Annotated in this window: 36 protein-coding genes; 7 read left to right on the top strand and 29 right to left on the bottom strand. The window is 43.2% G+C overall.

What is annotated here, in order from left to right; translation table 11 throughout:
* Window positions 1-13: 13 nt before the first annotated feature.
* The 15 genes from A3848_RS10185 to A3848_RS32250 all read right to left on the bottom strand — a co-directional run bounded on the left by A3848_RS10185 (window position 14) and on the right by A3848_RS32250 (window position 6,757).
* Window positions 14-352: a hypothetical protein gene (locus tag A3848_RS10185; RefSeq protein WP_074084850.1), complete on the bottom strand. Its 339-nt coding sequence runs from the start codon at window positions 350-352 to the stop codon at window positions 14-16.
* Between the two features lie 16 nt (window positions 353-368).
* On the bottom strand, window positions 369-587 hold the full coding sequence (locus A3848_RS10180; RefSeq protein ID WP_074084849.1) for a hypothetical protein: 219 nt from the start codon (window positions 585-587) through the stop codon (window positions 369-371).
* 13 nt (window positions 588-600) lie between these two features.
* Window positions 601-969 carry a YopX family protein gene (locus A3848_RS10175; RefSeq protein WP_074084848.1) on the bottom strand — a complete coding sequence of 123 codons (369 nt, stop codon included), beginning with the start codon at window positions 967-969 and terminating at the stop codon, window positions 601-603.
* Between the two features lie 34 nt (window positions 970-1,003).
* A complete protein-coding gene (locus A3848_RS10170) occupies window positions 1,004-1,192 on the bottom strand; it encodes a hypothetical protein (RefSeq protein ID WP_074084847.1) in 189 nt (62 codons plus the stop codon).
* Window positions 1,193-1,440: 248 nt separating this feature from the next.
* Complete coding sequence (locus A3848_RS10165; protein ID WP_178381960.1) at window positions 1,441-1,734, bottom strand: hypothetical protein; 294 nt, start codon at window positions 1,732-1,734, stop codon at window positions 1,441-1,443.
* A complete protein-coding gene (locus A3848_RS10160) occupies window positions 1,683-2,120 on the bottom strand; it encodes a hypothetical protein (protein WP_074084845.1) in 438 nt (145 codons plus the stop codon). The genes A3848_RS10165 and A3848_RS10160 overlap by 52 nt, the downstream gene beginning before the upstream one ends.
* 34 nt (window positions 2,121-2,154) lie before the next feature.
* On the bottom strand, window positions 2,155-2,373 hold the full coding sequence (locus tag A3848_RS10155) for a hypothetical protein (RefSeq protein ID WP_074084844.1): 219 nt from the start codon (window positions 2,371-2,373) through the stop codon (window positions 2,155-2,157).
* A 96-nt stretch (window positions 2,374-2,469) separates the two neighbouring features.
* The gene (locus tag A3848_RS10150; protein WP_074084843.1) at window positions 2,470-2,709 is read right to left on the bottom strand and encodes a hypothetical protein; all 240 of its coding nucleotides are present in this window, start codon (window positions 2,707-2,709) and stop codon (window positions 2,470-2,472) included.
* Between the two features lie 67 nt (window positions 2,710-2,776).
* Window positions 2,777-3,127 (bottom strand): DUF7167 family protein, encoded by a 351-nt coding sequence (locus A3848_RS10145; protein ID WP_074084842.1) that lies wholly within the window; start codon window positions 3,125-3,127, stop codon window positions 2,777-2,779.
* 31 nt (window positions 3,128-3,158) lie between these two features.
* On the bottom strand, window positions 3,159-3,563 hold the full coding sequence (locus A3848_RS10140) for a hypothetical protein (protein WP_074084841.1): 405 nt from the start codon (window positions 3,561-3,563) through the stop codon (window positions 3,159-3,161).
* On the bottom strand, window positions 3,560-3,748 hold the full coding sequence (locus tag A3848_RS10135; RefSeq protein WP_074084840.1) for a hypothetical protein: 189 nt from the start codon (window positions 3,746-3,748) through the stop codon (window positions 3,560-3,562). The genes A3848_RS10140 and A3848_RS10135 overlap by 4 nt, the downstream gene beginning before the upstream one ends.
* A 528-nt stretch (window positions 3,749-4,276) precedes the next feature.
* A complete protein-coding gene (locus tag A3848_RS10125; protein ID WP_074084838.1) occupies window positions 4,277-5,023 on the bottom strand; it encodes a DnaA ATPase domain-containing protein in 747 nt (248 codons plus the stop codon).
* Between the two features lie 40 nt (window positions 5,024-5,063).
* Window positions 5,064-5,960, bottom strand: a complete 897-nt coding sequence (locus A3848_RS32255; protein WP_074084837.1) for a hypothetical protein — start codon at window positions 5,958-5,960, stop codon at window positions 5,064-5,066.
* 11 nt (window positions 5,961-5,971) lie between these two features.
* Window positions 5,972-6,598: an HNH endonuclease family protein gene (locus tag A3848_RS10115; RefSeq protein ID WP_074084836.1), complete on the bottom strand. Its 627-nt coding sequence runs from the start codon at window positions 6,596-6,598 to the stop codon at window positions 5,972-5,974.
* Window positions 6,599-6,601: 3 nt separating this feature from the next.
* Window positions 6,602-6,757, bottom strand: a complete 156-nt coding sequence (locus A3848_RS32250) for a hypothetical protein (RefSeq protein ID WP_178381959.1) — start codon at window positions 6,755-6,757, stop codon at window positions 6,602-6,604.
* Between the two features lie 128 nt (window positions 6,758-6,885).
* Here A3848_RS32250 and A3848_RS10110 point away from each other — a divergent pair, with 128 nt between their 5' ends.
* Window positions 6,886-7,032, top strand: coding sequence for a ribbon-helix-helix domain-containing protein (locus A3848_RS10110; RefSeq protein WP_083612045.1), 147 nt, complete (start codon window positions 6,886-6,888; stop codon window positions 7,030-7,032).
* Here A3848_RS10110 and A3848_RS10105 read toward each other — a convergent pair.
* From A3848_RS10105 to A3848_RS31285, 3 genes are read right to left on the bottom strand one after another with little or no spacing between them, the layout of a single operon-like run.
* Window positions 7,029-7,274: a hypothetical protein gene (locus tag A3848_RS10105; protein WP_074084835.1), complete on the bottom strand. Its 246-nt coding sequence runs from the start codon at window positions 7,272-7,274 to the stop codon at window positions 7,029-7,031. The two genes, A3848_RS10110 and A3848_RS10105, sit on opposite strands and share 4 nt — an antisense overlap.
* Window positions 7,274-7,690 carry a hypothetical protein gene (locus tag A3848_RS10100; protein ID WP_074084834.1) on the bottom strand — a complete coding sequence of 139 codons (417 nt, stop codon included), beginning with the start codon at window positions 7,688-7,690 and terminating at the stop codon, window positions 7,274-7,276. Before A3848_RS10100 ends, A3848_RS10105 begins: the two co-directional genes overlap by 1 nt.
* Before the next feature lie 3 nt (window positions 7,691-7,693).
* Entirely contained in the window at window positions 7,694-8,395 is a 702-nt protein-coding gene (locus A3848_RS31285; RefSeq protein ID WP_083612043.1) for a Sak single strand annealing protein, read from the bottom strand.
* Window positions 8,396-8,466: 71 nt separating this feature from the next.
* Between A3848_RS31285 and A3848_RS32245 the strand changes: the two genes are divergently transcribed.
* Window positions 8,467-8,628, top strand: coding sequence for a hypothetical protein (locus A3848_RS32245; RefSeq protein WP_178381958.1), 162 nt, complete (start codon window positions 8,467-8,469; stop codon window positions 8,626-8,628).
* Between the two features lie 295 nt (window positions 8,629-8,923).
* Here A3848_RS32245 and A3848_RS10085 read toward each other — a convergent pair whose 3' ends face one another.
* From A3848_RS10085 to A3848_RS10065, 6 genes are all read right to left on the bottom strand, one after another.
* Window positions 8,924-9,169 carry a hypothetical protein gene (locus tag A3848_RS10085; protein WP_143192374.1) on the bottom strand — a complete coding sequence of 82 codons (246 nt, stop codon included), beginning with the start codon at window positions 9,167-9,169 and terminating at the stop codon, window positions 8,924-8,926.
* 59 nt (window positions 9,170-9,228) lie between these two features.
* On the bottom strand, window positions 9,229-9,429 hold the full coding sequence (locus tag A3848_RS10080) for a hypothetical protein (protein WP_074084831.1): 201 nt from the start codon (window positions 9,427-9,429) through the stop codon (window positions 9,229-9,231).
* On the bottom strand, window positions 9,426-9,596 hold the full coding sequence (locus A3848_RS32240) for a hypothetical protein (protein WP_178381957.1): 171 nt from the start codon (window positions 9,594-9,596) through the stop codon (window positions 9,426-9,428). The genes A3848_RS10080 and A3848_RS32240 overlap by 4 nt, the downstream gene beginning before the upstream one ends.
* A complete protein-coding gene (locus tag A3848_RS10075; RefSeq protein WP_074084830.1) occupies window positions 9,586-9,828 on the bottom strand; it encodes a hypothetical protein in 243 nt (80 codons plus the stop codon). Before A3848_RS10075 ends, A3848_RS32240 begins: the two co-directional genes overlap by 11 nt.
* Before the next feature lie 12 nt (window positions 9,829-9,840).
* Window positions 9,841-10,098, bottom strand: coding sequence for a helix-turn-helix domain-containing protein (locus A3848_RS10070; protein ID WP_074084829.1), 258 nt, complete (start codon window positions 10,096-10,098; stop codon window positions 9,841-9,843).
* Between the two features lie 70 nt (window positions 10,099-10,168).
* Window positions 10,169-10,396, bottom strand: a complete 228-nt coding sequence (locus tag A3848_RS10065) for a helix-turn-helix transcriptional regulator (protein ID WP_074084828.1) — start codon at window positions 10,394-10,396, stop codon at window positions 10,169-10,171.
* 123 nt (window positions 10,397-10,519) lie between these two features.
* Between A3848_RS10065 and A3848_RS31675 the strand changes: the two genes are divergently transcribed.
* Together A3848_RS31675 and A3848_RS10055 are read left to right on the top strand one after the other, a co-directional pair.
* Complete coding sequence (locus A3848_RS31675; protein WP_074084827.1) at window positions 10,520-10,942, top strand: helix-turn-helix domain-containing protein; 423 nt, start codon at window positions 10,520-10,522, stop codon at window positions 10,940-10,942.
* 168 nt (window positions 10,943-11,110) lie between these two features.
* Complete coding sequence (locus A3848_RS10055) at window positions 11,111-11,335, top strand: helix-turn-helix domain-containing protein (RefSeq protein WP_074084826.1); 225 nt, start codon at window positions 11,111-11,113, stop codon at window positions 11,333-11,335.
* Between the two features lie 330 nt (window positions 11,336-11,665).
* Here A3848_RS10055 and A3848_RS10050 read toward each other — a convergent pair whose 3' ends face one another.
* The 3 genes from A3848_RS10050 to A3848_RS10040 form a co-directional block, all read right to left on the bottom strand.
* Window positions 11,666-11,962: a hypothetical protein gene (locus A3848_RS10050; protein WP_074084825.1), complete on the bottom strand. Its 297-nt coding sequence runs from the start codon at window positions 11,960-11,962 to the stop codon at window positions 11,666-11,668.
* Between the two features lie 17 nt (window positions 11,963-11,979).
* Window positions 11,980-12,771 (bottom strand): phage antirepressor, encoded by a 792-nt coding sequence (locus A3848_RS10045; RefSeq protein ID WP_074084824.1) that lies wholly within the window; start codon window positions 12,769-12,771, stop codon window positions 11,980-11,982.
* 64 nt (window positions 12,772-12,835) lie between these two features.
* Complete coding sequence (locus A3848_RS10040) at window positions 12,836-13,042, bottom strand: helix-turn-helix transcriptional regulator (protein WP_074084823.1); 207 nt, start codon at window positions 13,040-13,042, stop codon at window positions 12,836-12,838.
* Between the two features lie 72 nt (window positions 13,043-13,114).
* Here A3848_RS10040 and A3848_RS10035 point away from each other — a divergent pair, with 72 nt between their 5' ends.
* Window positions 13,115-13,648, top strand: coding sequence for a helix-turn-helix domain-containing protein (locus A3848_RS10035; RefSeq protein WP_074084822.1), 534 nt, complete (start codon window positions 13,115-13,117; stop codon window positions 13,646-13,648).
* A 104-nt stretch (window positions 13,649-13,752) separates the two neighbouring features.
* Window positions 13,753-14,973 (top strand): site-specific integrase, encoded by a 1,221-nt coding sequence (locus tag A3848_RS10030; protein WP_074084821.1) that lies wholly within the window; start codon window positions 13,753-13,755, stop codon window positions 14,971-14,973.
* A 260-nt stretch (window positions 14,974-15,233) separates the two neighbouring features.
* Here A3848_RS10030 and purU read toward each other — a convergent pair whose 3' ends face one another.
* Together purU and A3848_RS10020 are read right to left on the bottom strand one after the other, a co-directional pair.
* Window positions 15,234-16,130 (bottom strand): formyltetrahydrofolate deformylase, encoded by an 897-nt coding sequence (gene purU, locus A3848_RS10025; protein ID WP_074084820.1) that lies wholly within the window; start codon window positions 16,128-16,130, stop codon window positions 15,234-15,236.
* A 47-nt stretch (window positions 16,131-16,177) separates the two neighbouring features.
* The gene (locus tag A3848_RS10020) at window positions 16,178-17,305 is read right to left on the bottom strand and encodes a deoxyribonuclease IV (RefSeq protein ID WP_074084819.1); all 1,128 of its coding nucleotides are present in this window, start codon (window positions 17,303-17,305) and stop codon (window positions 16,178-16,180) included.
* Between the two features lie 171 nt (window positions 17,306-17,476).
* Between A3848_RS10020 and A3848_RS10015 the strand changes: the two genes are divergently transcribed.
* Window positions 17,477-17,941 carry a DUF2621 domain-containing protein gene (locus A3848_RS10015; protein WP_074084942.1) on the top strand — a complete coding sequence of 155 codons (465 nt, stop codon included), beginning with the start codon at window positions 17,477-17,479 and terminating at the stop codon, window positions 17,939-17,941.

Genomic DNA, 17,941 nt, shown 5'->3' with positions numbered 1-17,941 from the left:
CGCTACGCTGGGTTTATTCGGTCTGACTCGATGGCCTGACGGCCTGATACAAAACTTCTCGCATGATAAATTCTTTTACTTTATCCAGTTCCGTTTTCTCCATTACAACATGGTCAAACATGTCGGCTGCGAAGAACTGTATAGTTTCATTGGTAAACTCACTGACCATTTCAGTAAATTCATCGGGGCAGACGTATGAACTCTCCCACATTTCATGTTCTGCCCAATCTGTTACATCTTCCGTTTTAATCGTGAATTGCTTGACCTTGCTAGTTTCAACTTGTGGTAGCCTCTGTTCGCAACATTTACAATGAGCTCTTTGTGTGACGTAGTTGACGGTTATTTCGCTCATATCCTCTTCTCCCCCTCTACTTCCCGGTGTGGTTAACATAAATAGTGATTCGATGCCCAGTCTTTTTGTCTCCGGCCCAATGCCAAATGTCTGTCACCTTAAAACGATGCATGCTGCCTTTTACAATAGTGCCAATGTGCTCTCCAATTCTTGGCAGTATTTTAAGATTGATCATGGCAACAAAGGTTTCGTCCTTGTCATTAAGTTTTAACTCGCATTCAAAATATTCGCCCATTCTCTTCTCCCCCTTATACCTCTGCTATTAAATCCGCATTCTCATAAATATTCCCGACTACCTCTTCTTCCAGTGAATCGGCAAGCAGCGTTTCTCCTGACCAGAAAGATCCGTCTTGACACTCTACTGCTGAATACATATCGAATCCTATGTTCCAGTGGAGGATATCTCCTTCGTATATCTCCCGGCCGTTTTTGTCCTGGAGTCCGGTGTATTGCCCGACTGTTTCAGGACGTACTTGATAAGCAAACGGCAATCCAGCATCGTTTGAAATGTAGCTCCCTTTCTGCAACATTCGTACACTTTTGGGCAGCACCGTCAAAAGTCCATAATGCCATTCTCCAGCAACATCTTTCCCCCGGAACTTAATTTCTCTGCCCATGTGTATCCTCTCCCTTTGGGGTATATGACCCGAATTAGTTCTGACTCATAAACTGCCTATATCCCTTCAACGCCTGATTTTGCTTTAATTCAGCATGCTTCAGCAATGAATGGAATCTCTCGAATATTTCAGGATTCTCCTTGTCATATCCCTGCTCTTCGAAAAAAGCGATATCGCCTTTGAGATCATCTATGATCCATTGCCAAGGTTTTGGTTGTTCCATTGTCTCTGCCCCCTTATAAGTTAAGCCCTGCTATTTCAAAGCGACGAATTTCGTCGGATTGAAGTCATTGGTTATTTCCTTCCTCAACCGATCTGCCGATATTTACTGCAAATGAACCTATCAGACCCTCGCAGTACCAGCAGTTCATATCAAATTTTTTCTGTGACTTATGGATTGCTTCGGGTGGCGTTACCGTCATCTTCGCGCCGCAGTCGCATATTACGTTAATCGATACTTGCATCGGATGTTCACTCCTTGGGTGCTGGGGTATCCCATTCCCATTCCATTTGTCCGTCATATTCCTTGCTGTAATTCTGTTGAGTCCAACCAAAGTCCGGCCATAATGCTGCTGCAACCTGCTCTATGCGGTCCCAGTTACGTACAGTGCGCCAGCCCCGGTCCGGGTGATAATACTCCACATCGGCGATCCTGTGACCGCTACCGTCAATCTGGTAGTTGCTGGCGCGATACTTGCGACCGTTGATTTCAATCATGGTGCTGGGGTATCTGGGTAAAGGGACAGCGCCTGTTCTAAATGCCATACCGCGTGCGGTATTTGCTTATCTGTGTTGCACCAGGTCAATGATTGGTGCGCTGCCTGTATTGCCTCTTTCAGCCGTTGTTCCCGGGCCTCTGCTGCGTCTGCATGGGCTTTCTCGGCCTTTCTAGCAACTGTCATTGTTGTCAGCTTGCCTAGCAGGGATGCATACTCTCCACGGCTTACACAGTCCTCTTGCAGCCCCTCATATGCCATGTGCGCGATATCTACACTCTCTTGTAGTCTCTTGGCTTCTTGGAGCCAGTAGTGCAGAACATCAGCCACTGGCGTTCCTCTTAAAGTCTGTTCTGCATGGTGATATGAATGTCTATCCTTCAAATAGTGGTTTAGATCGTCCATATCCTTTTGCCAGTCCCGGTGTTGGGTCATTGGGGGTGTACCTCCTCATTTGAAAATGGTTTGCTTAAATGTCCAAAACCTTAGCCTTTTCAAGAGCATTCTCCAGATAGGTAATCCTGTTTTTATAAAAATCTCGCTCATCGGTTGCATCTTTGATGTTACCGCCGTGCTTTTTGACAACTTCTAATTTATCTTCTGCTCCCGGCAGCCTTACAGATTTAATACTTTCGAGCTCCTCACGGAATCGCTCCACTCCATGCTTAGTTAAGATTATCTTAGGCATGTATATCCTCCTTGTTATAGGGGAGAGCCGACCTGATTCATCGGCCTCCGCCTCCGGCTAGGTATTGCTGTCGAGCGATGGCCTATCGGCTTACAATCAACCTTTATCTTTTAATAAATCCTGTACAATCAACTGGTTAGCTAAGTGTGTAAATTCAAGATTGTTCTTTTTAACACTAGTCAGTTGGTTGAATATCACATTTCCCGCTTTGATGTATGCTGTGAAAAAATCAGTAGCATCCATTTTATCTATGTCATAGATAAAATCTTCGCTTTCTTCATCTACAAGCTTTAATATTTGCTCTTGGATGTGAAGTATCATAGTTACTTGGCTCATGTATCCTCTCACCCCTTAATAGATTGGTGGCCTATCGGCCTAGTGCGTCATTTCTTCGTACTGCGAACTACTTGACCTCAACCCAATAGGGGTCTAATCTCTCCCAAGCCCATTGTTTAAATTCTTGCTCCACTTCATCGGCGGTCATTGTTGTAGGCAGTTCAATCTCAGTCTCATGTTCAACTCCCGGAAATCCCGTCCCCAGGACAAATTTATATTTTTTATTAGCGTCAATTTCGTTAATCACTTCAAGCGAGGACACAGGAATATCATTAATTGATCGTGTTAAGCCATCCCTACGGACTACAGCAAGTCCTCCGAATACCCAAACAATTCGCCCCTCATCACCAACACTTGCTCTCTTGGTTTTCCCATTAGTTATATCTTTGATAAATTTCACTTTATCTCCAGTCTTCATCGTCCATTTCCTCCTTCGCTTTATGCGTCTACTACTCCCTTACTTGGCTTAGTACCATATAAGCAGCCTCTGACCTCTCTCTGGGATTAGAATCAGCTATTTCCGCCGCTACAGGGAGGCTTACTGATGTGTAGTAAGTAATTGATTTTCCGTATTTGCATAACAACCAGTTGCGGATATACGCTTCCTTGTCCTTGGCTATTGCTGCTGTCTGCACCTCTAATGACGCGGCAGGATCAGTGCAGTAGTCAGGTGCATCAGCCCACGCTTCTGCCTCTGTCTTGCGATCAAGTTGCTGATAATCTCCTGTGGGATCAACCAGCATGTAATAGCAGTTTTCCTCCACGTCCTTGTCATAGTGGTAGATGCTGTACCCCATCAACTCCGCCAGCGCCCGGTTAAGCTCGGGGTTGGTCATTTCCTTTACTTGTGTCATGGTTTCCTAGCCTCCATGCTGATCTCTGCAAGTGCGGGCCATAATTCATTTTTGATGCTGTCCAGCAATTCAAATATCTGGTGTGGGGTCAGGCCTTTTTCAGCCAGCGCAACCATGCCAGAGACAATAACCTGGTGATCAAAGTTTTTAATGTCTAAGCGTTGTTTATCCGGTACTTGTGTCATGGCTGGGTCTCCCCTAACGGATCATGTCTGTATATCCTCTTAAACTCTTTGATGGACTCCTGTACGCTTGAGCAATGGCCGGATGACCTCAGACAGGTTACACATCTCAAATCCCCGCATCCGTCACTTTGAGCAATGTATTTTAATGGATTACCGCAAACGCATTTAGCTGGCTGTGTCATGATTCCTTAGCTCCTTCCACTTTTCCAGAATCCTTGACCGCGATACCAGCCGAATGACCCAGTGTTATGCACGACTTTGTAATAACCCCGGCGAGCGACAATGTATAAACCCCATTTCAAGATTCTAAAGCTGCGTTCCATCTGTCTTAGCTCCTTCCCCAAGGGCAGCCTTGACACTCTTGTCCGAATGTCCTTCACAAAACCAGGCCTTTTTCCTCGCGCTATTCAGGGTATAGTACATGAATTCTTCACATACAGTACGGCCGACCAAACTTTCATACCAAGATCCTTTTGGTGCTGATGTAATTCTAATTTTCACTTTCTTTCATCCTCTCAACTGATTGATTTAAGCCGGCTCACTCTTGCTTTGTGGTCTGCGGTCCGGTCCCAACATTTCGATTTGTTCTGCGTTGCCGTTAATTCTGCTTCCAATCTTCCCGCCGTTCAGCGGTAACCGTTCACGGATGCGGCCTAATGAATAATTGCTGGTCATAATGGTTACCTTGCTGTTCTTTTGGCGCTCATCTATGATGCTGAATAGTTTAGCCTCTCCCCATTCTTTGTACTGAGCTGTGAATATGTCATCAATCATCAGTATCGGTACACTGTAGTATATCTGTAGCACTTCATCCTCTGAATCCTCACTGTCTCGGTTGTAAGTAGCTTTTATGTCTGCGAATAGTCGTTCCTCAGTTACGTATATGGCTGGTATTTTACGAAGCGAGAACGCATTAGCCATGCACTGCATTAGATACGTTTTACCAGTACCATAGGCACTTATTGTTATTCCTTTTATCTTGGGAACTTCAGGAACCCGTGCATCGTCTCCAAAGATGTATAACCATGTTCCGGTTTCCATGTGTGCTTTAATGTCTCTCACAAAGTCTGAAGCCTGCTTAAATTGCTCGCGGTTCATATTGTCAATCGTTGCAGCCTTGAAAAGGTATCCCTTCTCTTTTGTAGTAAATGACTCTGTTGGGTCATATTTCTGAAATAGTCGCTCATAATGACAGGAGCACAATTCAACAACTGCTTTCTCATATCTCATCGGCATTCCGTTGTAACTGTAGTTTTCATCTTCAACCCAGCGCATGGTATTAATGGTCCCAGTGTAATGGCATTTTGGGCATCCTTCATTCGAAGTTATTGACGAGTCTTCTGACTTCTTCTGTGCTAAGTCCTGAATCAGATCCGGGGCTTCCAATGAACTTTTCTTCGCCTCGGCTCGCAGCCTTTCGAGTCGCTTCAGAATATCGCCCATTGCTTGTCCCATACTTTCCACCGTTTCCACCCCCAACTGCGATTAATGTATAATCCTTGTATCGTTCATCGTTTAAAAAGGTTTTAGGATGCTTGATGTATTGCTGCTCTGTTTGCTTGTTCTCGCAGTCAGTCGCATAGTTTGTAGCGCATTTGATAATGAGTTCAGATGATTCGCCGTTCTTGATAACCTTTGTCCAGGTTTTAAAGGCTTCTACTTTCCCAAGTTTCCGAGGATACATATTCCAGAATTCATCGAATTCGGGTGTATATGTTTTGTTGTCTTTTACCTTCTTACCCTGCTTACTACCTTCTTTACTTTCTTCTTTTGTGGTTGGCTGCTGGTTGGCTGCTGGTTGGCTGCTGGTTGGCTCGCGGTTGATCTGCTGGTTGATTGGTTCATCAAACCCTTCTGTATCAACGGTTTCCTGCTGGTTAGTCTGCTGGTTGAATTTTTCATAATTTGTTACTTTGTAGATCGAAAATCTTCTGAAAGTTGAAACTAACTGAATCATGTCCTCTTTTATGAGCTTTTTTAACAAAGTCCTGAGCCTCTGCTCACTGATCCCCAAACGCTCACTCCAGCTTATTCTCCCGAACATGAACTCCCCATAATTGATGGTGTATATCTCGTCACCTTGTATGTCCGTCTTTGGTTGCTTTGAATATCTAGCACAGCTCAACATTTCAAACCACACTATAAAATATTCTGGGTCCCTATAAATCCAATGTTCCCGAATATTCCGGTCAATCTTGATGTGTCCAGCCACATGATCACCACCTAGTCAACTTGCTTGAGATCATCAACTGAACTACCAATAAGCCAAAGCTTTTCCCCTGTTTTTGCCCTCCTATTTTCGGCATACTCATCAGCAACTTCATACCAAGGGGTAGAACCTAATTCACGAGATATGACCATTGATAGCCAGTAGCGAAAATCCATTCCCATGTTTTCTGCCCTGAGCATTATTTCAGCTCTTTGTTCCTCAGTAACATTACAACTTACCCATGTTTTCTGAAGTTTTCTTTTGAATACTCTATTTCTTTTATGTGCTGACTTCTTGACGTTTTCACCATTTGAGATAGCTTGCAGGTTTATTGACCGACGATTATCTAATGTATCTTCATTGATGTGATCAACGACAAGATCCTTAGGAAAACCCATTAAGAACCGATGTAATGATACTTGTTTCTTAACAGTCCGTTTTCTGATTTCGATGAAATGATCTATAGTTCCATAAACATAATATTGAGAGTACTGATCATATCGCGTTGCCCTCAATGATCCGTAAAACGCCTCCAATTTAGGTAAATCTTCCGTATCAATAAGTGTCTCCAAGTACGTTCCATCAGGACGTTTAATGAATATTGCAGTAGTATCTCCACGAATCTCATATGAATTTTTCATTACTTACACCGCCTTGCTATCTTCGGTAAGCTGTTTGATGATCGCGTTCATGATCCAATCATGCTTAGTAAGTCCTATAGCAGCAGCGTCAGACTTGATCTTTCGGTTAACTTCATCCGGGATGCGCATTTGAAAAGTGTTGACTGTCGCCGTTTTCATGTTGCTCAACTCCTTTATTACATTTGTTATATTTACTATATCATATACTATCATACAAGTGTATATATTATTCGATGAATGAGGAAAATTATTTTTTTATGTGATACTATCCAACTGAGGTGATATCAATGAAACAGTTCAATAAGATCAGAACGGCCATAACCCTCGACCCAGAGGTTCATGAATATGTGAAGAAAATTGCCGAAAAGGAAGACCGTTCGATCAGCCAACAAATCAATAAGATTATCAAAGACTCAATGAAGAAAGAGGACTAAGCACTCTTAAGCTGCTGCAACTCTGCCTCGGCTTCATCCTTCTTACTTCGCATGAAATCGATCATGTGACCGTAAAATTCGATGTCGCCGGGGTTATTGTTCTTTGTGGCGTAATCCAGTACCTCTTCGTAAATACCGATGGCCTTGTCATAATCAGATATGTCACTAGTAAGGCGCTCTTTTTGGTCCATGATGTCATTCCTCCCTGCGTCTTTAGTAATGAATTGGTAGAAAAAGTTCATTAGGCTTCCTCCTTGTAGGACCAGTAGTTTTTACCGTTACCTTCGCTGTAATAGAGCCTCAGCATTGCGCCGTATTGTTCCTTCCACTTCCGGACAATGTATTCGTTATCACACCAGTCGTGGCATGTACCTTTGAATCCGTGAGTTCCGCATAGATTCATGATGTTGGATGGATCATATCCAGGTCCCATGTGAGATGCTTCAACAATGTGGCCTTTGCTGAGATTCTTTGATGTTCCACAGCGTTCACAGACTGGAACATCGGTGCCCATAAGCTCCATAGAGCGACGATTGACTTCGAGCCTGACTTCGCTAGTAACTTTGGTGATCGCGCCTCTCAGGCGGTTGTGGCGCTTATGGTGGTCAAGAAGTCCCTGTCTCCAGGGCATCGGTGCTTTCTTGGGCTTCTTTCGCATGGCTTACGCTCCTTTCTGGTAGTTGTTCAGAAGGTTGATAAACTCGCTGGCCTCTTTCTTTGTCAGTTCTCTGATGCTCTCCCGACCACCAATCTCGGATATCATGCGGCGGAAGTCGTCTTCGTCGATGTGTTTTTCATTTTTCATCCGGTAGCAATACTTCATCTGTGCTTCACTTATCAATCCTTGCGGACCTGGGCTTGTGCTAGAACGGTTCTGCTGTGGTACTGGTGTATTTGTCTGTTGCTGCTGTCCACGGAATTCCTGCTGCATAGGAGGCGGTGTAGGGTCTTTCTGTTGCTCGTCTGCTGGTTCTCCGGTATCTGGAAGGTCTTCTCCGGCGTAGATATACAAGCCCAAACCATGTAAAGCAATTGCTTTTACAAGGCATCTCTGTATGCTTGTATTGATCTGGAATGATGTAGGCTGAGCAATCGGCCTGTTATTGTTGTCCAACACCGGATGAATCTGTGAAAGTGTGATATCCTGCACGGTTACTGCAACTTCTACAAAGTATCCAAGTGGCGTAGTCATGAACGGCATTCCGTTAAAACGTATAACTTCCCACTTTGCTGCAGGGTCTGCCTTACGCAAAACATCTACGGCATAAGCCCAAGATAGATATGAAAACTTACCTTTTTTCTCCACGTGCTCGTTGACGTTTATGTTTGCAAGTTCAGTAAAGTAATTTATTTTCTCGCTCATTCTGGCACCTCCAATTCGTATGTGATCCGTACCGGCTGCGCGTGGTAGTCCTCTGGTGGTTCAGGTGCAAAGTGACCAACAAGAAACACCGCAGCTTCCTCTTCCGTGAGTCGGTTAACTGCCATGAAATCATCCTTGCGCTCACCTTTGACGTTGATAAACCAGCCGTCACGGTGCTGTATGACATACCGGATACGTTCGTCCCGGGTCTTCATCTGCGTGAATCCTCGTAATGTGCTATATAGTCATTGGCCTGTGCCAACCGCCGCGCTAAGTCCTCGTTCTCGGATTTGAGTTGTTGGATATAGTCTTGTAACTGTTCCCAGGATTCTGGCATCTGTACTACCTCCCGTAGATTTGGTATAATCGGTCTATAACTTTATCTAAGCGTTAGACACGGGCGGCCCTGCATGGCTGCCTGTTCTCGTTTCCACACTCTTGCGTAGTTTTTAAAGCACGTCCTCACCCAGCGTTTGTCCTCTGGCCTCAGCTTCGCCAGTTCCAGGTATAGCGTCCGGTCCTGTGGGATCATCGCTTAATGCGAAAATTGAACCAGTTTTCATCAAAGTTCCTGTATGCTAACTCTGGCGTGTCACCGAAACCAGCAATTCCTTCCTGGATATTTTCTCCATACAATGCACACCATTGATCTCCATCAATCGTCAATTGTGGCTTTAACATAATGCTAGGACGATTCAAATTCTCGTAATATTCTCTTGCATTTAACAATGCATCTTGCATTATCTGTGCATCAAATCCATTCAATTCAATCATTTCACTCTCTCCCTTATAGTGGTTTAAAATGTCTTCTACCGTCTTAAGCATGAATTTTCCTACCTGTTTACCTGGAACCCTGTGATGGCTACGTGGTCCACGCCTTTCATGTTTCTGATTTTGTTCTCCAGTCTGGTCTTTCGTGTGGCGTTGATTCTGTCATATGGAAGATTCATAATTGCTGACCAATGACCGTTCTGTTCATCCATCATCCAGTACCCGGATATAAGCGCACGGTAGGTTTTGTTGCGTCTGATCATGATGCTTTCAACCCCTCTTTTTTGTCGTATTCGTCTTTTGGCATGATAAATGTTGCTTTGTATCCTCTGAACTGTAGATCTCGCAAGAGAAAGTCATAGTCTGGGGCCGACCATTGAAAGTGCCTGCCGCAAGTGGTATCAACAATCCATTGAGTTTCAGCTTGCATCGTCAAACCCTCCCAATGGCCGTACAAACGGCTTGATCTTACTTGTCATGGCTTCCTGCATGCAGCTATCGCAATGGGGCTGGAGCGTTTCGTATACTTCCCACTCTGCTTCATGTTCACCACAGCCACACATCGGTGTGAACGTCCGGTACTGGTTATGCTTGGGCTTGTCCGGTTTTCGAAATGGAATTACCAACGTCAGTTTCGCTAGGTCCTCGCGTCTTTTAGCCATTGCTTGTCCCTCCTATGATATGGAGCGTACTCCCTGAATTTTTTTCATACGCTGGGTTGATACTTCGTCTCTATAGCTACGCTGCCGATCAAGATATAAGATGAAATCCGACTTTAAGGTCTTACGAGATCTCTTACCAACTTGAAAGTTTGGGATGCCGCCCATTTCTATGGGTAGTTTAAAATGTTCGTAGATTGTATATCTTGATAACCCCAGGTAATCCGCAATGTGCTGCGCCGTAAGCACTTCTGGCATTTCTTCGAGTGTCATTGTGTATGCCTCCTGTAAATAAATTCCTTTCACTATCAAAATAACTTTGGTAGATTAGTGAGAGTGGTTATCACGCAGATTCCTTTTGTACTTCTTGTGTTACATCACTTACAAAAAAAATGTCTCTTTCGTCCTTCTTTAATGCATCGGCAATTGAGAACATTAGAGAACCAGAAATGTTGTTCCTATCGCCTTTTTCAATGGCATGAATGGTCTGTCTACTTGTATTTGCTCTTCTCGCTAGTTCAGAAATACTCATTCCAGTATCAGTTCTAAACTCCTTTACCCTGTTCTTCATGTGTTACACCTCCTTGATAACAATGTAACATACGAATTACATAAGTGTCAAGTATGTATTACTTCTTTAAATTTTATTTTTTGTGTTACATATTGTAATGTAAGAATTACACGGAGGTGCGATGTGGTTATTTTAGGTGAATTGTTGAGGGAATTAAGAGGAAAAGAATCTTTACGAAGTGTTTCAAAAAGAGCAGGTGTAAGTCATAACTACTTAAGTATATTAGAAAAGGGGGTTGACCCAAGAACAGGCGCGCCTGCAAAAGCTTCTCCAGATACTCTGAGATCTTTATCGCGCGCCTATAATTACTCTTACAAGGATCTAATGTATGCTGCGGGATATTCTGAAGATGATCAAACTACACAGGATATTGAAAGTGTATCAAAATCAATAAATGCTATTGATGATTTGAAAGAATTAATTATGAGATACGACGACGAACAAATTATTGAAATGTACAAACACAAATCAAATGGAGAAGATCTGAAAGAAGAACAAATTAAGAATATTCTTTCTTATGTTCGATTTGTACTGAAGGATTCTTAAAATCTAAGACCGATTTATCCAATCCTAGTTTTTCGAAAACTTCATACCAGTCGATAACTTCTTTCTTTTTTAGATCCATATTAGTATCTCCTGTCAAAATCAAAATGTTAATACCATGATATACGAACATCAGTTCTTACACAACGTTAAAATAAGAGGAGTACGTGCATGGCCTATATACCGGGTCGATGCCGCCTCCGCCTGTTACTTAGAGAGAGACGAAAGTCTCAGAAATGGTTGTCCGAAAAAACGGGTATAGATAAGTACAGAATCTCTTATTACGCCAATGACCGCGGTTTAATGCATATTTCCACAGCAAAAACCATTGCTAATGCTCTAGGATGTCATATTGACGATCTGTACGATTGGATTCAAGGCGGAGGCCATGAGTAGTTTATCTACTCTCGGCTCGGTATAAAAGTTGTTACTTCTCACAACTTCTATCTTTTATGGTAGCGCTACCATTTATACAAGAATAATTTACCATGGATATATTGGAAAACAATAGCGGTAAAGTATTACATTTTATTACGTTAATTATTGCACATACATATACTTTTACATACAGGGGTTTTATTGTGAATAAAAGAGGGCATATCCTTTACAGTCATGGTGTTTGTTAGTTATAATGTGGCTGTACGGGTTATGCCCGAAAATGATTGTCACCTAGTTACCTTGGTCGGGATTTAGGTGAACGGATGAGTCGCTGAATAGCGGCTTTTTTTATTTGACGACATGAATTTGATCTCTCATCATTTCATGGAATCCTTCTTTTTCTTCTTTAGCAACTATGCTATTAAACGCTGCTGCCACTGGCTTAAATAACTGTTTGAATTTTTCCTGGTCTTCTTGATATAAATAACTAGCCATGTATCCGAATACTATACTTGCTTCTTCCTCAAAATCATAACCGCTAAGAATTCCACTTAATGCTTGATTAGCTACTTTTTTGCATGAACTATCAGTTACATCGATATACTCTTGTAATAAAGCCTCTCTAAATGAAATAACCTCTTTCATTGAACACACTCCTTTTATTAAGCAGCTGGTAAAAACTTATTCATAAAATAAATTTGTCCTTTACCCGTTACTTTAGTTGTAAACGTAAGCTTGGTTGTTCCTCCAGATCCACTCCGGTATCCAGTTTTAATCTCGAATAGACGAAGTTCCATAGAACGCTGAGTAGGTTTGTTGTAGTCTGATCCTGATTTGCAAAGATACCCTTCGTCACGCATCCACTTGAACAGTCTTTTTTCTCCGATTTCAATTCCTTTTTGTCTTATCATTTTCGCAAGTTGCCCAATCAATATTGTATCTTCAGATATTTCGATTGCCTCTGCGTAATGAACCTTAGGCTTGTCCTGTTCGATTTTCAACTCCAAAACTTTATTTTTTTCTTGTTCAGCTTTTAGTACATTACCCAGTTGAATTAAGAAATCAGGGTTAGTTGTAATTTTTTCGATTGTTGCAGGTGTCATATAGGCTCCGTGCTTTCTAACGGATGGCAATACATCGCTTGTAACCCATCTTTTATATTGTCTTGCCTTATTTCTTATTTCAGGATTATTACCTTGCTTAGCAGCACCAAATATCAAACTATGAAGTCCTGATTCATTAATAAACTTTTTACCTTGTTTACCTCCTTGGGTAAGGACTGTATGGACCGCGCAGTCCTCAGAATCAACATGATTATCAACTGCTTTATATGGATTAGAAAAGGACAATGAACTAGCTGCTTCTGTTGCACCAAACCACTCTACTCCGTCAACAACTATTACCGGTAGTTCTCCAAACACCTCATGTTTAAATAAATTAATCTCGTATTCCATATTGATCCTCCTTGTAAAATATAATTTACAGATGATAAAATGGTTTTTGTACAACGTATTGTTTTCAACTCACTTCATCTAGGAGTTCGTCTATAGTTCCTAAATGAAAAATTTCTTTGAGAGTCCTTGCCATTTCAATGTTTAAACGCGATTTCCCGCTTTCTATTTTATGATAGAACTGTTGTGATACTCCCAATTCTTCTGCAACTTCCTTTTGTGATAGGAAATTTGTTTTTCGCAGACGTTCTAATTTAGTTTTAGGCTGTGCCATGTTTTACCACCTCCTTTCATTGTCACTATACAACATTTTGTGGTTTCTATCAACTATTTGGAGTGATGTTTTTTGAGTTTATTTTCTGATCGAGTTAAATACGCAAGGGAAAAGAAAAATTTAAGCCAAAAAGAAGTTGCTGAAAAGATTGGGATGTCTCAGCAAGGATATTCAAATATAGAAACAGGCAAGAGAGAGCCTAACCTTGAAACATTAAGAATTCTGCGACACATATTGGAAGAGTCTTTAGACTTTTTTATTGGTTACGATATTGAAGACGATTTAGGTAACGAATTGTATGAACTTTACGCAGAAGCAAGGAGATTACGAACAGAAGCTGAAGAAGATCTCGAATATACAATAGATAATCCTGAAAAAGATCTAGAGCAAAGGATGAAGACACTCCGACAATACAAAGAAGAATTAAAATCGGCACAAATTAAAGAAGAAAAAGCCTTCAATATGTTTTATGAACATTTAATTAAGATTCCGGGATATGAAGAGTACGAGGTTGATAAACAATATTGGGTAGATATTTATGACTCCTACCGAGAAAAGGACAGAAGGATAGCTCATGATTTTTGGGAAAAATTCAATTCCTTATAAATGACTAAATAGGGATCTTCCATAACGGGAGTCCTTTTTAGTATGGTCTTTTTGTTACCACTCCCCTACAATACAGACATAGAGAGAGTTAAGGAGTGATCCAGGTGAAAGGTCATTTTTATAAGCCTCATTGTAAATGTCCAGGCAAACAGAGTAAGAAGTGCGGCTGCGGGGCGAAGTGGTCATTTATTATTGATGCCGGTATACATCCTCAAACCGGGAAGCGTAGACAAAAAAAGAAAGGTGGATTTGATACGAAGGGTGATGCCGAAGCAGCGGCAGCTATTATGCTGGTGGAGTTGCAACAAGGGACCTTTGTAGAAGAGCATAATACCACCTTCAAAGAGTTTTCGGAGAATTGGTACAAATACTATCAGTCTACCGGTAAAGTTAAGCCTGGAACGGTTAGAATGCGTAGATATACGATAAAAAACCTGATGCCATACCTGCAATATTTGAAGATGAAAGACATTAATTTAGTCACCTATCAAAATGCACTGAATGAGTTACATGCAACAGGATTGGCCCACAGCACTCTAGTGGGCATACAAAATACAGGTAAATTGATATTCAAATGGGCAATGGAGAAATCAGTAATCAAAACGGACCCTACATTATATTCATATATCCCCCGGACAAGAGAAACTGTTGAGCAACTGGAGAATAAAGACGAAGAATTAAGCTACTTGGAAAAAGAAGAGTTGGCCTTATTCCTTGAAACTGCTAAGACCAGGGGATTGGAAAGAGATTACGTTATATTTATGATACTTGCATACACAGGGTTGCGAGTCGGGGAGCTTTGTGCGCTTAAGTGGAAGAATATTGATTTTGAAAAGCATCGGATAAGTATTAATAAGACGATTTTCAGAGACGGCGGAGCTATCGAAGAATATGAGCTAACCACACCAAAAACAAAAAGCTCCATCCGAATTATTGAAATTGACGAAGATCTGATTAAAGTGATGGAAGAGCATCGCGCCCGGCAGAATGAAGTTCGGATGAAACATAGAAACACGTATCACGATCAAGATTTTGTAATTGCTAAAATGAAATCGTATTATGGCTATCCTGAATATATAGAATTCATTGAAGCTCGAACAGATCGTTTGCTCAAGATAGCAAATTTGAACCCGAACATTACACCACACAAATTTAGGCACACTCACGTTTCCTTACTTGCTGAGTTGGGAATTGGACTGCAAGAGATTATGGACCGGTTGGGTCATGAAGATGACACCGTAACAAAAAAGGTATATTGGCATGTGACAAAACAGAAGAAAAAAGAGGCTTCCACCAAGTTTGCAGAGATGCTCAGAAGCCTATAAAAAATCCTTTTGTTACCCAAATGTTACCCTTCGGCATCCATAGAACATTAAAACCCTTATACACCAAGGGATTATTCAACTTTCTAGGTAATATGCTTTTTCACCTGTTGTGGTTGAGAAAAGTATTAGATTATCAATGAGGAGTTACTGGGCTTGAGGATAACTGCGGGAGCAAGCTCCCGGCAGGAGAAGGATTCCGGTGAACGGCAGACACTGTCAAAATACAGCATGACTGCTGCTGTTCACCGGAGAAATTCCAATTAATTAAAAACCACTGTCTTGTTATGATGTACAAGAATTCTGTCTTCGATATGCCATTTGACTGCCCGGGCCAGAACGACCCGCTCAATGGTGCGCCCGATGCGTTTTAGCTCGTTCACGTCATCGCTGTGGCTGACCCGCTGCACGTCCTGCTCAATAATGGGACCGCCGTCCAGCTCTTCTGTAACATAATGGGCGGTTGCACCGATAATTTTCACTCCGCGCTGATAGGCCTGGGCATAGGGCTTGCCGCCAACGAACGCCGGAAGGAACGAATGATGGATGTTAATGATCCGGTGACGGTAATGCTCTATGAACGCTGGTGAGATAATCTGCATGTAGCGCGCCAAAATAATCACATCAATGTCATCTCCGATGACCTCAAGCTGGCGCTGCTCCGCTTCCACTTTGGTATCTGGCGTGACCGGAATATGATAGAACGGAATACCGAAGGATTCCACATAGGCCTGCATATCCGTGTGGTTGCTGACAACCAGCGCGATATCCGCATCGAGATCCCCGGCCTGCCACTGCCAGAGCAACTCCACCAGACAATGATCCTCTTTGGAGACAAAGATGGCCAACCGCTTCTTGTGGCTAACATTGAAAATTTGCCAGTTCATCTGGAAACGTTCAGCAACCCCGCCGAAGATCGAACGCACCTCGTCAATCCGCTCGTCCAGCTTGGGCAGGTCAAACTCCACTCTCATAAAAAACATTCCGCCATCCGGGTCCATGGTATATTGATCCGACTGAACAATATTCGCGCCGTGCTGGTACAGAAAATGCGATACTGCAGCCACAATCCCCGGCCCATCCGGACAGGAGATAAGCATGCGTGCCCGGTCCGGGTATTGTCCGCTTGACGAATGATCTCTTTTCACATGCAACACCATAGTTCTCTTTCCATCCTCTCATCTACTTGCGCATTCTGTAGTTTGGCTTATGCGTTCACGAGTAATTGCTTGCCTGCCAGCCAGGCAATAAGCCGCTGATTGACAGCTTCCTCGCTTAGCTGCGGAAACAGCTGTGCCTCGGCAACCGAATCGTACAAACGTTCCAGAGGCTCACGCGGGTCCACCTTCTTGGCCTTCGCATCGTTCTTCAGCAGTTCCCATACATTCAGCACATACTGGCGGGGATCAAGCTCCTGTTTGGCAAAAAAGGCCTGCAGCTGCTCAACCTCACCGAGGAACTCCGCTCCGAACCGTTCAGCAACGTTGCCGCGAAGCAGCGCAATTTCCACCTCGTACATAGGACGCAGTGTCTTCGCTTCCTTCCCGATCCAAGGCGTCTCCAGAATGAACGGCAGACCCGCAAGAGCTTCGTGGTGAACTACCTTGTTGATGGTTTCAAAGCCAATGTACCCTGAGCCGATAGGGGTATGACGGTCTTTGCCCGCTCCGCGCGGATTTTTGCTGTCGTTGATATGGACTACGCCCAGCCGATTCAGGCCAATGATCCGGTCAAACTGCTGAAGCACACCATCGAGGTCGCCGACTATATCATATCCGGCATCGTGAATGTGACAGGTATCGAGGCAGATGGACAGCCGCTCATTATGTGTGACCTTATCGATAATCGAGGCGATTTCTTCGAAGCTGCGGCCCACCTCTGTCCCTTTACCTGCCATCGTTTCCAGTGCAATATGCACTTCCGTCTCGTTCGTACCGTCAAGTACCTCATTCAGGCCATCAGCAATCCGCTGTACGCCGTATTCGGCATCCTTGTCCGTATATGCTCCCGGATGGAGTACAATATGTTTCACCTCAAGCGCATGGGTACGGCGGATTTCCTCTTGCAGAAAATCAACAGCCAATTGATATGTGCTTTCCTTGTAGGAACCCAAGTTGATGATGTAGGGGGCATGGACTACGATTTCTTCCACACCGTTCTCTTTCATTGCCAGCTTACCTTCAGCGGGATACATCGATTCAATTGGTTTGCGGCGCGTGTTCTGCGGCGCACCTGTATATATCATAAATGAGGTTGATCCGTACTCGTTTGCTTCATTGGCCGCACTCAGGAGACCCTTGTCCGCACAGGACACATGTGAACCTATTTTCAGCATGCTTTTTTCCCTCTTTCCTTCACGAATTAACCCTTATTCTACCGTGATCGGGAAAATAAATCTAGGCAAGCTCCATGTACCTGCTTCCGCTTCGCAAAACTATAGAAATACGCTATACTTTAGATGAGAATGAAGTTTGTGACAATCATCATTGTCAAAGGCGGTGTAATCATGTCATTTAAATCAAGCTTAAGCTTGTTATCCGCAGCACCGAGCAATTGGTTTATGAACTCCATCGCATTTTGGACTTTTTTGCTGCTGGGCTGCATGTGCATCGGCGGCTATTTTATGTTTCGCAAATTTCTCAAAGTGCTGCCCAAAGCCGATGGCAAATCCAAGCTGGACTGGCAAAATTATTGGGTCGAACGCAGCCGTCCTCTGTGGAGCGACGAGATGAAAGCTTTTCTGGATCAGCTCGTCCAGCCTGTGCCGGGTCCCTTCCGCGATATCGCCAAGCACTCCATAGCTGCCGAGATTGGCAGGATCGCCGTGGAGAGTCATGCGCCGGAGGTCACCCGCGAGCACTGCATCAGAGGCTATATCGTGGCTACACCACGGCGCGACAACCGCTTTCTCATCAGCTTCCTTGAAAAGAACGGCATTGACTACTCTCCTTACCAGCATCTGATTAAGTAA

This window comes from Paenibacillus sp. P32E, from assembly GCF_001909085.1.
Taxonomy (GTDB): Bacteria; Bacillota; Bacilli; order Paenibacillales; family Paenibacillaceae; genus Paenibacillus_AQ; species Paenibacillus_AQ helianthi.
This window is presented reverse-complemented; position numbering and strand designations above follow the sequence as displayed.

What these genes read in the sequence shown, in the direction of transcription:
- A3848_RS10185 (WP_074084850.1), bottom strand. Translation starts at nt 352, where the DNA reads ATGAGCGAAATAACCGTCAACTACGTCACACAAAGAGCTCATTGTAAA.
- A3848_RS10180 (WP_074084849.1), bottom strand. Translation starts at nt 587, where the DNA reads ATGGGCGAATATTTTGAATGCGAGTTAAAACTTAATGACAAGGACGAA.
- A3848_RS10175 (WP_074084848.1), bottom strand. Translation starts at nt 969, where the DNA reads ATGGGCAGAGAAATTAAGTTCCGGGGGAAAGATGTTGCTGGAGAATGG.
- A3848_RS10170 (WP_074084847.1), bottom strand. Translation starts at nt 1,192, where the DNA reads ATGGAACAACCAAAACCTTGGCAATGGATCATAGATGATCTCAAAGGC.
- A3848_RS10165 (WP_178381960.1), bottom strand. Translation starts at nt 1,734, where the DNA reads ATGGCATTTAGAACAGGCGCTGTCCCTTTACCCAGATACCCCAGCACC.
- A3848_RS10160 (WP_074084845.1), bottom strand. Translation starts at nt 2,120, where the DNA reads ATGACCCAACACCGGGACTGGCAAAAGGATATGGACGATCTAAACCAC.
- A3848_RS10155 (WP_074084844.1), bottom strand. Translation starts at nt 2,373, where the DNA reads ATGCCTAAGATAATCTTAACTAAGCATGGAGTGGAGCGATTCCGTGAG.
- A3848_RS10150 (WP_074084843.1), bottom strand. Translation starts at nt 2,709, where the DNA reads ATGAGCCAAGTAACTATGATACTTCACATCCAAGAGCAAATATTAAAG.
- A3848_RS10145 (WP_074084842.1), bottom strand. Translation starts at nt 3,127, where the DNA reads ATGAAGACTGGAGATAAAGTGAAATTTATCAAAGATATAACTAATGGG.
- A3848_RS10140 (WP_074084841.1), bottom strand. Translation starts at nt 3,563, where the DNA reads ATGACACAAGTAAAGGAAATGACCAACCCCGAGCTTAACCGGGCGCTG.
- A3848_RS10135 (WP_074084840.1), bottom strand. Translation starts at nt 3,748, where the DNA reads ATGACACAAGTACCGGATAAACAACGCTTAGACATTAAAAACTTTGAT.
- A3848_RS10125 (WP_074084838.1), bottom strand. Translation starts at nt 5,023, where the DNA reads ATGCGCTGGGTTGAAGATGAAAACTACAGTTACAACGGAATGCCGATG.
- A3848_RS10115 (WP_074084836.1), bottom strand. Translation starts at nt 6,598, where the DNA reads ATGAAAAATTCATATGAGATTCGTGGAGATACTACTGCAATATTCATT.
- A3848_RS32250 (WP_178381959.1), bottom strand. Translation starts at nt 6,757, where the DNA reads ATGAAAACGGCGACAGTCAACACTTTTCAAATGCGCATCCCGGATGAA.
- A3848_RS10110 (WP_083612045.1), top strand. Translation starts at nt 6,886, where the DNA reads ATGAAACAGTTCAATAAGATCAGAACGGCCATAACCCTCGACCCAGAG.
- A3848_RS10105 (WP_074084835.1), bottom strand. Translation starts at nt 7,274, where the DNA reads ATGAACTTTTTCTACCAATTCATTACTAAAGACGCAGGGAGGAATGAC.
- A3848_RS10100 (WP_074084834.1), bottom strand. Translation starts at nt 7,690, where the DNA reads ATGCGAAAGAAGCCCAAGAAAGCACCGATGCCCTGGAGACAGGGACTT.
- A3848_RS31285 (WP_083612043.1), bottom strand. Translation starts at nt 8,395, where the DNA reads ATGAGCGAGAAAATAAATTACTTTACTGAACTTGCAAACATAAACGTC.
- A3848_RS10085 (WP_143192374.1), bottom strand. Translation starts at nt 9,169, where the DNA reads ATGATTGAATTGAATGGATTTGATGCACAGATAATGCAAGATGCATTG.
- A3848_RS10080 (WP_074084831.1), bottom strand. Translation starts at nt 9,429, where the DNA reads ATGATCAGACGCAACAAAACCTACCGTGCGCTTATATCCGGGTACTGG.
- A3848_RS32240 (WP_178381957.1), bottom strand. Translation starts at nt 9,596, where the DNA reads ATGCAAGCTGAAACTCAATGGATTGTTGATACCACTTGCGGCAGGCAC.
- A3848_RS10075 (WP_074084830.1), bottom strand. Translation starts at nt 9,828, where the DNA reads ATGGCTAAAAGACGCGAGGACCTAGCGAAACTGACGTTGGTAATTCCA.
- A3848_RS10070 (WP_074084829.1), bottom strand. Translation starts at nt 10,098, where the DNA reads ATGACACTCGAAGAAATGCCAGAAGTGCTTACGGCGCAGCACATTGCG.
- A3848_RS10065 (WP_074084828.1), bottom strand. Translation starts at nt 10,396, where the DNA reads ATGAAGAACAGGGTAAAGGAGTTTAGAACTGATACTGGAATGAGTATT.
- A3848_RS10055 (WP_074084826.1), top strand. Translation starts at nt 11,111, where the DNA reads ATGGCCTATATACCGGGTCGATGCCGCCTCCGCCTGTTACTTAGAGAG.
- A3848_RS10050 (WP_074084825.1), bottom strand. Translation starts at nt 11,962, where the DNA reads ATGAAAGAGGTTATTTCATTTAGAGAGGCTTTATTACAAGAGTATATC.
- A3848_RS10045 (WP_074084824.1), bottom strand. Translation starts at nt 12,771, where the DNA reads ATGGAATACGAGATTAATTTATTTAAACATGAGGTGTTTGGAGAACTA.
- A3848_RS10040 (WP_074084823.1), bottom strand. Translation starts at nt 13,042, where the DNA reads ATGGCACAGCCTAAAACTAAATTAGAACGTCTGCGAAAAACAAATTTC.
- purU (WP_074084820.1), bottom strand. Translation starts at nt 16,130, where the DNA reads ATGGTGTTGCATGTGAAAAGAGATCATTCGTCAAGCGGACAATACCCG.
- A3848_RS10020 (WP_074084819.1), bottom strand. Translation starts at nt 17,305, where the DNA reads ATGCTGAAAATAGGTTCACATGTGTCCTGTGCGGACAAGGGTCTCCTG.
- A3848_RS10015 (WP_074084942.1), top strand. Translation starts at nt 17,477, where the DNA reads ATGTCATTTAAATCAAGCTTAAGCTTGTTATCCGCAGCACCGAGCAAT.